Origin of the sequence: Saccharomonospora azurea NA-128 (genome assembly GCF_000231055.2) — a bacterium.
In the GTDB taxonomy this organism is placed as follows: Bacteria; Actinomycetota; Actinomycetes; order Mycobacteriales; family Pseudonocardiaceae; genus Saccharomonospora; species Saccharomonospora azurea.
The window spans coordinates 216710-229786 of record NZ_CM001466.1 but is presented as its reverse complement, the minus strand read 5'-3'; the positions used below and the strand labels follow the sequence as shown (position 1 = coordinate 229786).

The 13077-nt window shown below is 71.3% G+C and carries 12 protein-coding genes and 1 pseudogene; 8 read left to right on the top strand and 5 right to left on the bottom strand.

Going from position 1 to position 13077, the window contains the following annotated elements; translation table 11 throughout:
* Positions 1 to 191 precede the first annotated feature (191 nt).
* Both SACAZDRAFT_RS01130 and SACAZDRAFT_RS01125 read left to right on the top strand, forming a co-directional pair.
* A complete protein-coding gene (locus SACAZDRAFT_RS01130; protein WP_157606903.1) occupies positions 192 to 932 on the top strand; it encodes a GTP pyrophosphokinase in 741 nt (246 codons plus the stop codon).
* Between the two features lie 106 nt (positions 933 to 1038).
* A complete protein-coding gene (locus tag SACAZDRAFT_RS01125) occupies positions 1039 to 2781 on the top strand; it encodes an amidohydrolase (RefSeq protein ID WP_005437852.1) in 1743 nt (580 codons plus the stop codon).
* 21 nt (positions 2782 to 2802) lie between these two features.
* On the opposite strand, the pseudogene SACAZDRAFT_RS01120 reads toward SACAZDRAFT_RS01125, so the two are convergent.
* Positions 2803 to 4283, bottom strand: a pseudogene (locus SACAZDRAFT_RS01120) (SDR family oxidoreductase).
* 89 nt (positions 4284 to 4372) lie between these two features.
* Positions 4373 to 5566 carry an aminotransferase class V-fold PLP-dependent enzyme gene (locus tag SACAZDRAFT_RS01115; RefSeq protein ID WP_040927606.1) on the bottom strand — a complete coding sequence of 398 codons (1194 nt, stop codon included), beginning with the start codon at positions 5564 to 5566 and terminating at the stop codon, positions 4373 to 4375.
* A 724-nt stretch (positions 5567 to 6290) separates the two neighbouring features.
* Here SACAZDRAFT_RS01115 and SACAZDRAFT_RS01110 point away from each other — a divergent pair.
* The 3 genes from SACAZDRAFT_RS01110 to SACAZDRAFT_RS01100 all read left to right on the top strand — a co-directional run bounded on the left by SACAZDRAFT_RS01110 (position 6291) and on the right by SACAZDRAFT_RS01100 (position 7721).
* Positions 6291 to 6647 carry a histone-like nucleoid-structuring protein Lsr2 gene (locus SACAZDRAFT_RS01110; RefSeq protein WP_005437849.1) on the top strand — a complete coding sequence of 119 codons (357 nt, stop codon included), beginning with the start codon at positions 6291 to 6293 and terminating at the stop codon, positions 6645 to 6647.
* Positions 6648 to 6739: 92 nt separating this feature from the next.
* Positions 6740 to 7087 (top strand): histidine triad nucleotide-binding protein, encoded by a 348-nt coding sequence (locus SACAZDRAFT_RS01105; protein WP_037296190.1) that lies wholly within the window; start codon positions 6740 to 6742, stop codon positions 7085 to 7087.
* Between the two features lie 25 nt (positions 7088 to 7112).
* A complete protein-coding gene (locus SACAZDRAFT_RS01100; protein WP_005437842.1) occupies positions 7113 to 7721 on the top strand; it encodes an SRPBCC domain-containing protein in 609 nt (202 codons plus the stop codon).
* Between the two features lie 4 nt (positions 7722 to 7725).
* On the opposite strand, the gene SACAZDRAFT_RS01095 is transcribed toward SACAZDRAFT_RS01100, so the two are convergent.
* Complete coding sequence (locus SACAZDRAFT_RS01095; protein ID WP_005437841.1) at positions 7726 to 8925, bottom strand: ROK family transcriptional regulator; 1200 nt, start codon at positions 8923 to 8925, stop codon at positions 7726 to 7728.
* Positions 8926 to 9055: 130 nt separating this feature from the next.
* On the opposite strand from SACAZDRAFT_RS01095, the gene SACAZDRAFT_RS01090 reads away from it, so the two are divergent.
* The 3 genes from SACAZDRAFT_RS01090 to SACAZDRAFT_RS01080 all read left to right on the top strand — a co-directional run bounded on the left by SACAZDRAFT_RS01090 (position 9056) and on the right by SACAZDRAFT_RS01080 (position 11577).
* Positions 9056 to 10153 carry an ABC transporter ATP-binding protein gene (locus SACAZDRAFT_RS01090; protein WP_005437839.1) on the top strand — a complete coding sequence of 366 codons (1098 nt, stop codon included), beginning with the start codon at positions 9056 to 9058 and terminating at the stop codon, positions 10151 to 10153.
* A gap of 79 nt (positions 10154 to 10232) precedes the next feature.
* Positions 10233 to 10778 carry a dihydrofolate reductase family protein gene (locus SACAZDRAFT_RS01085; protein WP_005437836.1) on the top strand — a complete coding sequence of 182 codons (546 nt, stop codon included), beginning with the start codon at positions 10233 to 10235 and terminating at the stop codon, positions 10776 to 10778.
* Between the two features lie 46 nt (positions 10779 to 10824).
* Positions 10825 to 11577, top strand: a complete 753-nt coding sequence (locus SACAZDRAFT_RS01080) for an esterase/lipase family protein (RefSeq protein ID WP_005437834.1) — start codon at positions 10825 to 10827, stop codon at positions 11575 to 11577.
* A 9-nt stretch (positions 11578 to 11586) separates the two neighbouring features.
* On the opposite strand, the gene SACAZDRAFT_RS01075 is transcribed toward SACAZDRAFT_RS01080, so the two are convergent.
* Positions 11587 to 12402, bottom strand: coding sequence for an MBL fold metallo-hydrolase (locus SACAZDRAFT_RS01075; RefSeq protein ID WP_005437832.1), 816 nt, complete (start codon positions 12400 to 12402; stop codon positions 11587 to 11589).
* A 2-nt stretch (positions 12403 to 12404) separates the two neighbouring features.
* Complete coding sequence (locus tag SACAZDRAFT_RS01070) at positions 12405 to 12926, bottom strand: hypothetical protein (protein ID WP_040927605.1); 522 nt, start codon at positions 12924 to 12926, stop codon at positions 12405 to 12407.
* Between the last annotated feature and the right edge of the window lie 151 nt (positions 12927 to 13077).

Sequence of the window (13077 nt, the reverse complement as noted above, 5' to 3'; positions counted from 1 at the left end):
GACTGAGACCCTCCGGACCCAACTGGGCGGTGGGATCACCAGCAGCCGTGTCCGCGCCCTGCGTACGCGTGTCGGCGTCGCAGGGCGCGGACATGCGTACGGGAAGCGCGGACACGATGCAGCAGGGGCTGTGAGGCCCATCCCACAGTTGCGGCGAGCGGCTCCGACTCGAACCTATTCTGGTGTCGAGAATGCTCTCGGAGGTGGCGATGTTGCCCACGGAAAGATCACCGCGCGAAGCAGAGCCAGGGTGGTCGTCGCCTCGCCGGGAGGCCGTCGGGGCGCTGGCCGACACGGCGTTGGACGACAGCGTGCTCGCCGATTTCGTCCGGCGGGCCACGCACATCCTGCGACTGCACAAGTTCGCCATCGACGAGATCATGACGAAGCTCCGGATCTGGAGCGAGGAGTTCGACCACATCCACGAGCACGACCCGATCGAACACATCACCTCGCGCGTGAAAAGTCCGGCGGCGATCGTCGCGAAGCTTCGCCGGCGGGGCCTGCCGGTCGATCCCGAGAGCGCGCGGCGGCACCTCGACGACATCGCCGGAGTCCGGGTGGTGTGCCCGTTCGTGTCCGACGTCTATCTCATCCGCGATCTGCTCCGGCGCCACAACATGGAGATCGTGCAGACCAAGGACTACATCGCCGCGCCGAAGCCGAACGGCTACCGGAGTCTGCACCTGATCATGAAGGTGCCGGTGGCGCTGTCGGACCGCAGCGAACTGGTCACCGTGGAACTGCAGATCCGGACCATCGCGATGGATTTCTGGGCAGCGGCCGAGCACGAACTCTTCTACAAAAGCGGCGGCGCGGTACCTCCGGAGTTCGCCGCCGAACTCAAAGCGGCCGCCGAGATCGCGGCGGCTCTCGACGCGCGCATGCTGGCGCTGCACCAACGCAGCCACAACGAGCAGTCGGCCGACTAGCGGCCCCCGCCGCCGTCCTGGTGGGAAAATCGGTGATGGACCGATCACGGACAGCAGTGTCAGACTGAGGAGCGCTTCGCCCGGTGCCGTGATCGAAGGAGCACGCATGTGCGACGTCTGCCACCGATCCACCCCACGCCGGACTCCGCTCACCCGTGCCCAGTTCCTGCGGCTGGTCGGTGTCGGGCTGGCCACCGCCGCGACACCCGGTGTGCTCGCGGCCTGCGGCGCCGAACAGTCCGCGCCTCGGCCGGGCGGCGAGGGCCCCGTCCTGCTGGACAACGTCCGCGGCTACACCTTCGCCGGCGGGAAGCTACGCGAGTTCGGCAGCCTGCTGATCAGCGGTGACGGCCACGTCGAGGCCCTCGATCCCGGCAACTCCGAGGGCGCACGGCGGATCGACGGCCGGGGCCGGGTGTGTCTGCCGGGTCTGCACGACGCCCACGGACACATCTGGGGCCTGGGTGCCAACGAGACCCAGCTGAATCTGGCCGGAACCCGCTCGCTGGACGAGGCGATGCGGGCGCTGCGCCGCTATGCCGAACAGCATCCCGACCTGCCGTGGATCGTCGGTCGGGGCTGGAACGAGGTCGTCTGGGGGCTCGGTCGCAGGCCGAACGCCGCCGACCTGGACGAGGTGGTCGCGGACCGACCGGTGTGGTTGACGCGCGTGGACGGCCACGCCGGTGTCACCAACACCGCAGGCCTGCGGGCGAGTGGCGTGGACGCGGACACGCGCAGCCCCGAGGGCGGAGAGATCGTGCACGGCCCGGAGGGCCGGCCGACCGGGGTGTTCGTGGACGCCGCGCAGGAGCTGGTGCAGGCACACCTTCCGCGTCCCGGGCGACGGGAACACGAGCAACGACTGCAGGCCGCCCAGCGCAGACTGAACGAGGTGGGCCTGACCTCCGCCAGCGACGCGGGCACCGCGGCCGACGAACTCGCGGTGCTGCACCAGCGGGCGGCGGCCGGCTCGCTGTCGTTGCGGCTCAACGTGTTCCTGGACTGGGACGCGTTCACCGAGGTGGGCGCCGACGTGCGCGCTGATTCGGTGGCCGACGACATGCTCCGCGTGCGGACCGTCAAGCTCTACGTCGACGGAGCCCTGGGGAGCCGCGGCGCCGCGCTGCTCACGCCGTACAGCGACGACCCGGGAAACCGTGGCTTGCTCCAGATGTCGCAGGAGGAGTTGACCTCGCGGCTGACGCGGATCGTCGAGGCCGGGTACCAGGCCGCCGTCCACGCCATCGGCGACCACGGCAACCGGATGGTTCTGGACGCGTTCGCCGAGGTCCTGTCCACGAGCTCGGGCCCAGAACTACGGCACCGCATCGAGCACGCCCAGGTGGTCGACGTCGGGGACATCCCGCGATTCGCCGAGCTCGGCCTGATGGCGTCGATGCAGCCCGTCCACGCCACCGACGACATGAACATGGCCGAGCAGCGGGTCGGTCCAGACCGGATGGCCGGGGCCTACGCGTGGCGCTCGATGCTCGACCAGGGCACGATGCTCGCCGCCGGTTCGGACTTCCCGGTGTCGTCGGAGAATCCGTTCGAGGGCTGGCACGCGGCCGTGACCCGCACCGACAAGGAGGGCAAGCCGGTCGGTGGGTGGTATCCGGACCAGGCGATGACGGTCGCCGAGGGACTGCGGGCGTTCACCCTGGACGCGGCGCACGCCGCCCACCAGGAGCGGGTGCTCGGCTCGCTGGAACCCGGGAAGTGGGCCGACTTCGTTCTGGTGGACCAGAATCCGTTCGAGCTGGAACAGGGTCGTGCGCTGTGGCAGACGACGGTGTTGCAGACCTGGGTGGGCGGCCGCCGGGTCGGTGACTACGGACAACTGTGATCGCAGAAGAGTCGACCGGTGTCAGCGGCGCGCCCGCCGCGCACGACCGTCGGCGGCCGCGGTGATGTTGCGGTCATGCCCCCGAACACCAGCGCGTGGAACGGTGTCACCGCCTTCCAGTAGAGATGGCCGGCGACACCTCTCGGCACGAACACCGCCCGCTGCCGGTAGCGCGCGCCGCCGTCGTCGTCCGGTTCCACACGGAGTTCCAGCCACGCCTCGCCCGGCAGTCGCATCTCCGCGCGCAACCGCAACGACCGTGGCGGGTCCAGTCGCTCCACTCGCCACCAGTCGAGTGCCTCGCCCGCCCGGAGTCGGCGGGGATCCCGTCGCCCGCGCCGGAGCCCGACCCCGCCGGTGAGGCGGTCGATCCACCCCCGCACGGACCACGCGAGCGGAAACGAGTACCACCCGGTCTCGCCGCCGATGGATTCGACCACGTCCCACACCGTGTCCGGGTCGGCGTTCGTGCGGCCTTCCCGGACGTCGGTGTAGACGGAACCGCCGGACCACGCGGGGTCGGACGACATCGGCTCCGACGGGTCGCCGGGTGTGGCGTCCGACCAGCGTGTCGGCACGTCGGCGTTGCGGACGCGCGTCAGCGCCCGCTCGACGGCGCGGTCGTAGGGGGTCAGGCCGCCCACCGGGTCGGGGATGACGTCGGCGACCGAGTGGTCCCGGCACACCACCTCGTGCACGAGTGACTCGACGAGCGGCACGGCGAGGGCGCGCGGCACGGGAGTCACGAGGTTGACCCACTGCGCCGACAGCCACGGCGTCAGCAACGGGACCACGACGATCCACCGCCGACGCAGTCCGGCGACGGCCGCGTAACGCCGCAGCATGTCGAGGTAGGTCAACACGTCGGGGCCGCCGATGTCGAACGCCGCGTTGATCCGTCCGGGCGCGGTGGCGGCGCCGACGAGGTAGTGCAGGACGTCGCGGACGGCGATCGGCTGGATCCGGTTGCGCACCCAGCGCGGTGTCACCATGACCGGCAGGTTCTCGGTGAGGTAGCGCAGCATCTCGAAGCTCGCCGAACCGGATCCGAGCACGACGGCGGCGCGTAGTTCCACGGTGGGCACCGCACTCTCCCGCAGGATCCGCCCGACCTCCGACCGCGAGGCGAGATGCGCGGACAACGGCCGTGCCCCGGGTTGCTCACGCGGCACGATGCCACCGAGATACACGATGCGCGACACCCCCGCCGCCCGCGCCGCGTCGGCCACGGTGCGCGCCGCCGCGCGGTCGAGGTCGGCGAACTCCCGGTGGGTCAGGGAATGGACGAGGTAGTAGACGACGTCCTGGTCACGCACGGCGTCGGCGACGGTGGCGGCATCGGTGACATCGGCCCGCACGACGTCGACCCGGTCGCGCCACGCGAAACCGGAGAGCTTGACGGGGTTCCTGGCCACCGCGCGGACCTGGTGCCCGGCGGCCAGGAGTTCGGGCACGAGGCGTCCGCCGATGTAGCCGGTGGCTCCGAACACGACGCAGCGCATGGCGGCTCCTCTCGTCTTCCCGGCTTACGGTCGAGTGTGAACGGTCCCCGCCCCGGATGCAGGCTCCTCGTCGGGCGCCGCACCCCGCGTCAGCGCAGCATCGACGCGACCTCCGCACAGAAGCGGGCCACCTCGTCCGGTGTGTTGTAGTAGTGGACCGAGGCCCGCACCAGCTCGTCGAGTTCCCGGTCTCCCATGTCCCACGGGGTGGACGACGCGCGGGACACCGTCGCGTGGACCCCACGCTCCTTCAGGCGGGCGACGAGCTCGCGCGCGGGGACGGTGTGCGCGCGGAACGACACGATGCCCGAGCGGCACGAGCCGATGTCGGTCACCTCCACGTCGCTCAGCTCGGTGAGGCGCTCGCGGAGGTGTTCGGCCAACCCGGTGACGTACTCGTGAACCCACTCCGGACCCACGTCGAGGTAGTACCGCGCGGCCTCGCCGAGTCCGAGGACCGCGGCGACGTTGCGCTCGAACAGTTCGAACCGCCGGGCGTCGCCGCGCAGGCGCACCCGGCCGTCCTCCAGCCACGCCGAGTCGAGGTCCACGTGCACCGGCGTCAGGTCTTCCAGCGCCGAGCCGCGCACCGCGAGGAAGCCGGTACCGCGGGGAGCGCGCAGGTACTTGCGGCCCGTCGCCGAGAGCGCGTCGGCGTTGACGGTGTCGAGGTCGAGCGGCAGCTGGCCGATGCTCTGGCAGGCGTCGACGAGGAACAGGGCGGGATGGTCCCCGAGGGCCGCGCCGATGCGTTCCACCGGTTGCACCAGGCCGCCGTTGGTCGGCGCGTGCGTGATCGCGACCATGCGCACGCGGTCGTCGAGCATCGCCGACAACGCGTCCACGTCGACGTCGCCGTCGGCGGCGCTCGGCACCCGCTCCACCCGGACACCGCGTTCGCGTGCCGCCTCGAACATGGCGATGAGGTTGCTGGAATATTCGGAGGCGGCGGTGAGAACGCGGTCGCCCTCCCGCCACGACACGCCCGTGAAGACCGAGACCCACGAGCGCGTGGCGCTGTCGGTGACCGCGATCTCCTCCGGACGGGCGCCCACCAGCCGGGCGAGGGCCGCATAGCCGTCGGCGAGTTCGTCCCGGACCTCGTCGGCGGCCAGGTATCCGCCGATCTGTTCCTCGCGACGCAGGTGGCGGATCACGCGGTCCACGACCGGCCGGGGCGGCAGGGCCGAGCCCGCGTTGTCGAAGTGCACCACGTTCTCGCATGCGGGAGTGTCGGCGCGCAGCCGCGCGACCGTCGCCTGGGTGCCGCTGTCGTGGATCAAGGACCGCTCCCCTCGTGACCGCACGGAAACCCCGTGCGCGGCGGACATAAAGACCACCCTCACACTACCCACCCGGGTAACGCGACCTCTCCTTTTCCGGACGCATTACCACCCGCCCGGCGAGACACCATTCGGGCAGGACCGCCCAGGCCGACAGCGCTTTCCCGGCACGTTTTTCCACTACGACACCCGGTCGGAATAAGCGCGATCACCCTCATCGTTCCGGTCAACGGAATCACCCGTCGCAGCAGTGGTCGACCGACGGGGCCTTCCGTTGCCCGCGGACCGCACCGAGTCGGCACCCTTTGCGCCGGGCTTTGTGTCGGCCATTGTGTCGCCCCGGCGCCGCGCGCGGCGCGGTGTCCTTTGTGCCGTCGGGCTCACACCGCGGTCCGCCCACGAACAACAGGGAGGCTCGAAAGTGGTTGTGGGGTACGGGAAAACGCCCTGTCGTATAGGGCGTTATACGAGAGAATCTCGCCCGGCGGCCGGTCCGGAGTGTTCGCGGCCACGACCCCCACCTGCGGTGAATACGCTTCGCTTCCTCACAACTGCGGCGAGCATTCTCGGGGCCACACCGAACCCCATCAGGAACCGGACCAGCACGTTTCCTTTTCTCCGGGCGCAGCAAACGGCACCCGATCGGCCCCCAAGACCGTCGGGTACACTTCCGGATCAACAGACTTAATTCATTCGCCGAACAGGCGCGAAGCAGGAGGAACTGGTGGCGCAGCAGATTCTTGTCCACCTCGTGGACGATCTCGACGGGTCCGAGGCCGACGAGACAGTGCAGTTCGCCCTCGACGGTGTCACCTACGAGATCGATCTGTCGGCGGAGAACGCGGAGGAGCTGCGGGACGCGCTCGCCCAGTACATCGAGCACGCCCGCCGGTCCGGCGGCCGCAAGCGGACGAGCTCGCGCCGCCGGGGCAGCAGCCCCGCCGCGCCGGCTCGCTCCTCCTCGGCCGAACGCGAGCAGAACCAGGCCATCCGCGCCTGGGCCCGCAAGAACGGTTACGAGATCTCCGACCGCGGACGCATCCCGTCGGAGGTCGCCGACGCCTACCACAAGGCGCACTGAGGCGGCGCGGATTCCGGCTCCACCCGTTGGCGGAAGCCGGAATTCGCGGCCCCTTCCTCGCGCGCCCGCACCCCGCCGCATACAGTGAGCCCGTGAGCACAGACTGCCTGTTCTGCCGGATCGTCGAGCGCTCCGTGCCCGCCACCGTGGTGCACGAAACCGAGACCGTGCTGGCCTTCCGGGACATCGCTCCCCAGGCCGACACGCACATCCTCGTGATCCCCAAGGAACACCACTCCGACGCCGCCGCCATGGCCGCAGCCGATCCGCAGCTCGCCGGAGAGGTGCTCGCGGTCGCGGGCGAGGTCGCCAAGATCGACGGCGTGGATGCCTCCGGCTACCGCCTCGTGTTCAACACGGGCGAGGACGGCGGCCAGACCGTGTTCCACGCCCACTGTCACGTGCTGGGTGGCCGGAACCTCACGTGGCCCCCGGGGTGACGTCGGCCGTGGGGAGGACAACCAGATGATCGACATCGCCGACCGGCTCACCGCGACACATCGCGAGGTGCGGGCCGCCGAGACCGCGGAGTTCGGTCTGGTCCTGCGGCGTCGGTTCCCGGCCCCGCCCGCGACCGTGTGGGCTGCCCTGACCGACGCCGATCGTCTCGCCCGATGGTTCGCCCCCGTGACCGGCGACCTGCGTGCCGACGGCACGTTCGACGTCGCCAACCAGGTGGCGGGAACGGTGCTGGAGTGCACGGCACCGCACCTGTTCACCGTCACCTGGGGCGGCGACAACGTCGTGGTCACCGTGCGCATGGCTCCCGACGACCGGGGAGACACGGTGGTCGAACTGGTCCACACCGGCATCGAGCGCGACGGCGCGGTGCGGCACGGCCCCGGCTGGGACGTGGCGATCGCAGGCCTCGAACGCTTCCTCGCCGACGACGTGAAGCCGGAACCCGCGGCCTGGCGTGCGTCGACGGAGGTGCAGACGTTCGCCCAGCACTCCGTCAGCGCGTGGGTCAAGGCCACCGAGGTCAGCGGCGTCGCCACAGCCGAGGAACTCACCGACGCCGTGCGCGACTGCCTGCGACGGCTGGCTCCGGACCTCACCGGCCCGGCCGCCTGAGCGGCTAGCTCGCCAGCCAGCGGGCGGGGTTCTCCACGAGCCGCCGCGTCACGGTCGCGGCGGCCGCCAGCGCCACGGCATCGCCGCCCAGCGTCGACACCGACACCGGCGGCGTGTCGCCCGGACGACGGCGACCGAGTTCACCGGCCACCTGGTCGGCGAACTCGGTGCCGAGCGCGGCGAGGTGTCCCCCGAGCACCACCCGTGCCGGTTCGCACACGACCGACAGTCCCGCAAGTGCGTCACCGAGCGCGGAGGCCGCTCGACGCAACGCCGTCTCCGATTCCGGAGCGGCCGACCGGGCCAGTGCCCGCATCCGCCCGTCGCCGCCCGGAAGACGCGACGTCACCGGTGTTTCGGGAGCCGCCGTCCGGAGCAGTGCACGCGGCCCCGCGACGGTGTCGAGGCACCCGCGGGCGCCGCACCGGCACAGGCCGCCGTTGCGCCGGACCCGCACGTGTCCCAACGGACCCACCGGCCCGCGGTCCCAGCTGTCGCCGTCCTCGACCACACCGATTCCCAGCGAGAGCTCACCGCCGACCACCAGCAACGGCGGCACCACGTCCCCCGGGCCGAACCACCACTCGGCGAGCGCGGTCAGCCGGAAGGTGTCGTGCACGGTCACGGGGATGAGTCCGCCGCTCAACGACTCCAGTCGGCGCAGCAGCAGCCCGGACAGCGGAACATCGCGCCAGTCGAGTTCCACCGACCGCACCCGGCCCTCCGCGTCGACCCGCCCGGGCACGCCGACCGCGATCCCGGCGACCACCGAGTCCTGGGCATCCGCCGAGGCCAGCAGCCGGCGCAGCACCGGTTCGGCCGCCTTCACCGACGCCCCCGGGTCCCCGCGAACGTCGTCGACCCGGCGCAACGCGCGGTCGCGGACCCGGCCCGTCAGGTCGAGCACGCAGCCCGCGACGTGGTCCGCCTCGACCTGGAGGCCGACCCCGACCGGTCCGGAGGCGTTCAGCACGAGGTGCGTGGCCGGTCTGCCCGGGCCGCTGTGCCGGGTGGTGCCCAGCTCGCGCACCAACCCGGCATCGAGCAACTCCCCCACCAACTGGGTGACCGTGGTCTTCGTCAGCGCGCTCCGCTTCGCCAGCTCCGCTCGCGACACCGGGCCGTGGCCCGCGATCAGCCGGGCGACGAGTGCCAGGTTGTGGGCGTGTTGACCGCCCTGTCTCGCCGGGTTGGCCCAGTCCACGAGCTCACCTGCCCCACATTTGTCAGTCCACTGGACTAACGAACTCTAGCCACGAACGGGTGACCGACGGTAGACAGTGCGACACCGCGAGCCTTCCCCGGGCTCGCCCGCAGGAGAGGACCAACCCAGCATGGCCGAGGTGTCGTTCGTCGAAGCGTCCCGACTCTTCCCGGGCAGTCCTCCCGTGCGCGCGGTGGACAAGCTCTCCCTCGACATCGCCGACGGCGAGTTCCTCGTCCTGGTCGGCCCCTCGGGCTCCGGCAAGTCCACGGCCCTCCGCATGCTGGCGGGGCTCGAAGACGTCGACGAGGGCTCCATCACCATCGGCGGCAAGGACGTCACCGGCGTCTCCCCCAAGAACCGCGACATCGCGATGGTGTTCCAGTCGTACGCGCTGTACCCGCACATGACGGTCGCCGAGAACATGGGCTTCGCCCTCAAAATCAAGCGGGTGCCGAAGACCGAGATCGCCGAGCGGGTCGCCGAGGCCGCCCGCCTGCTCGACCTCACCGACTACCTCGACCGCAAGCCGAAGGCCCTGTCCGGCGGCCAGCGGCAGCGGGTCGCGATGGGCCGCGCGATCGTCCGGGAACCCGCCGTGTTCCTCATGGACGAGCCGCTGTCCAACCTGGACGCGAAGCTGCGCGTCGAGACCCGCGCGAACATCACGGCGCTGCAGAGCAGGCTGGGCACCACCACGGTGTACGTCACGCACGACCAGGTCGAGGCCATGACGATGGGACACCGTGTCGCGGTGTTGAAGAACGGCGTCCTCCAGCAGTGCGACACCCCGAAGGCGCTCTACGACAGCCCGGTCAACGTGTTCGTGGCCGGCTTCATCGGCTCTCCCGCCATGAACCTCACGACGGTGCCGCTGACCGACGGCGGCGCGAAACTGGACGGGCTGACCGTGCCGGTCGCCCGTGACGTGCTGACCGGGGATGCCGCGAACCTGCGCGAGGTGACCGTGGGCATCCGGCCCGAGGGTCTGCGGGCCGCGACGGCCGACGAAGCCGCGCTGGAGCTGAAGGTCGAACTGGTCGAGGTCCTCGGCTCCGACGCCTACGTGTACGGACAGGTGGATGTCGGTGGCCGGCACGAGCGGTTCATCGTGCGCACCGAGGCCGACCGGGCTCCGTCGTTCGGCGAGACCATGCGTGTCACGTTGCGCCACACGGACGCCGCGCACACGTTCGACCCCGAGACGGGACTGCGACTCACCGCCTGATCGTCGCGCCGGACCCGACGCGATGAATCCCGTCGCGTCGGGTTGTCCACCCTCGCACCCCCTACCGAAGGAGTGCGACATGGGCATCGTGCGCTGGCACACCACGCTGTCGGTCGACGGCTTCGTCGCCGGCCCCGACCACGCGATGGACTGGGCGTTCGCCTACCCCGACCCGATCACCGAGGCCGAGGAGGTGATCGAGCGGACCGGAGCGATCCTGTGCGGTCGAGGTACCTACGACGTGGGCCGCAGACCGGGACAGCGTCCGGAGGCCCGTGAGGCGTTCGGCGGGGCCTGGCGCGGCCGCCAGTTCGTGCTCACCCACCGGCCTCCGGACGACGAGCGGGATCCGTCGATCGAGTTCCTGTCCGGCGGCATCGACACGGCTGTGGACACGGCGCTCGCGGCGGCCGGGGGACGCGACCTGCTCGTGCTCGGCGCGGACGTCGCCCGGCAGTGCGTCGAGCGCGGGCTCGTCGACGAGCTCCTGGTGCACGTGGTGCCCGTGCTGCTCGGCGGTGGGGTGCGGCTGTTCGACGCCACCGGCGTGGCACCGGTGCAGCTCGGTCGTCCCGCCGTGACGGTCTCGGGCGCGATCACGACCCTGCGGTTCCGGCTGAGCTGACCCCTCGCCGCGCGCGTAGCCGGTGAGTCAGCGGGTATGGACCCGCATGTGGTCCTCGCAGGAAGCGGTGCTCGTCGTGACGGCGCGAATGATTCCGCGTCTCGTGCGGCACCCGGTGTGGCGAGCGCGCCGGCCCGACGACGGAGCCGGGCAGGGGGTCCTGCTCGTTCCCGGTTTCGGATTCGGTGACTGGAGCCTGCGGCCCCTGCGCGCCTGGTTGGCGGCCCGCGGATACCGACCGCGCGGCACCCGCACCGGGCTGAACCTGGGGTGCACGGCCTCACTCGTGCAGCGCATCGAACGACGCGTGGACGAGCTGGCCCAAGTCACCGGTCGCCGGGTGATCGTCGTCGGGCAGAGCCGGGGCGGCTGGCTCGCCAGGATCGCGACCGTCCGCCGCCCGGACCTGGTGCGCGGGCTGGTGATGCTCGCCGCGCCCGTACTCGACCCGCTCGGCGTCCACGCCCGCGGAGTGGAGTTCGCACGCACTCTGGTGCGGGCGTCGGCGTGGGGCGTTCCCGGACTCCTCGACGCCGACTGCCTCGACGGCGACTGCTACCGCACGAACCGGGCACTGCTGCGCACACCGCTGCCCCGGCGCGTGCCGGCGGTGTCGGTGTTCTCCCGCCGCGACACGGTGGTGCCGTGGACTCTCTGTCAGGACCCGTACGCCGACTGCGTCGAGGTGCACAGCACGCACACGGGCATGGGCCTCGACCCCGACGTCTACGTCGTCCTCGACGAGCTGCTCACGCGGTGGAGCGCCGACCCGAGACCCACCCCGCACTCCCTCCGCTGACCAACGGCGTCAGCGTTCGGTCCTCAAGGAGAGGCTCTCCCCGCGACGCAGCAGGCGGACCTGCGTCGGCAGCCGGCGTTCGGCCACCTCGACGAGGAAGTTCGACACCGGCGAGGTGAAGAGGCCATAGTCGTCGTGGTGGACGGGCACGGCCTCGGCGGGTTCGAGCAACTCCAGCAGATCGGCGCCGTGCCGGTCGTTCATCGACAACCACAGGCCGAGGACGCGGGTGCCGCCGAGGTGCATCACCGCGAGGTCCAGGGAGGGAAACCGCTCGGCGATCGGCCGCAGCTGCCGGTGCGGCAGTGTGTCGCCGCTGAGGTAGATCCGCAGCGGCGAGGACGTCGGGGTGGGGCGGTACTCCAGCACGCTGCCCATCACCGGCGGCAACACCAGGTGATCGAGCACGGTGCCGGAATGCCGCGCGGGCACGGCGGTGACGGTCACCGTCGCCTCGCCCTTCTTCAGGACCTCGGTGTTCCACGTGCGCAGCGGCGCGGTGGACGTGAACCCGCTCCGGCCCAGTCTGCGGGCGGCGTGGTGGGTCGTCAGGATCGGCACGTCGCGGTCGAGCTCGCGTCGGGCGGTGGTGTCGAAGTGGTCGCCGTGCAGGTGCGACAACACCACGGCGTCGAGGTCCGGCAGGTCCGACGGTTGTGCCGCGGGTTCGGTGCGACGCCGCGTGCGCACACCGTGTCCGATGTGCACCCACTGGCCCCGGTGCAGGAAGTTCGGGTCGGTCAGCAGGGTGAACGGCCCGAGGCGAAGCAGGGTCGTCGCCGTGCCGATGAAGGTGAGCGTGTCGGGAGCCGGATCGAGCGACATGTCTACTCCCGGGGCAGAGGGCCGACGTCGGGTCGGCGCCCCAGCCCCAGTCGGGCGTGCAGCTGGCCCGGCCCGGGGCCCCACCGGTTCGCGAGGGTGTCGGCCACCAGACCGGTGGCGAAGGCGTAGACCGCCTTGTGCGCGAGGTCCACGACGAGCTCGTCCCGAGGCCACGTCCACGGCGGCGCACCGACGCCCGTGGCGTTCTCGAAGGTCTGGTCGTTGGTCAGGCGCACCGCGTAGAACAGCAGGGACGACCACGGACCGCGCAGCCCGGCTCCGGCCATCACCCCACGGAGCGCGCCGAGCAGGCTCCCCTGGCCCACGTGCATGGCGAGATTGCGGCGCCACGCCCGTCCCCCACGCGCGTGGGCGAGTCCCAGCAGTCGTTCGAGGGTGCGGGCGGGAACGTAGGAGTCGGGACGTCCCGTGATCCGCTGCTCCAGTTTCTCGGCGAGCGTCATGGCGGCGACTCCGGCCACCCCGGCCACCACGCCGACGGCGGCCGAACGTCCCCACGCCATCCTCGTCCGTCGCACCTGCTCTCCTCACGCCGTCGTGGTGACAGTGCAGTGGACGGGCCGGTCCGCCGACTCCCCGCAGCGGACCGGCCCCCTGCCGCGGACACCGGACCTCGACTCCCCCGCCCCGCGGCGCGACGGGGGATTCCTGTCA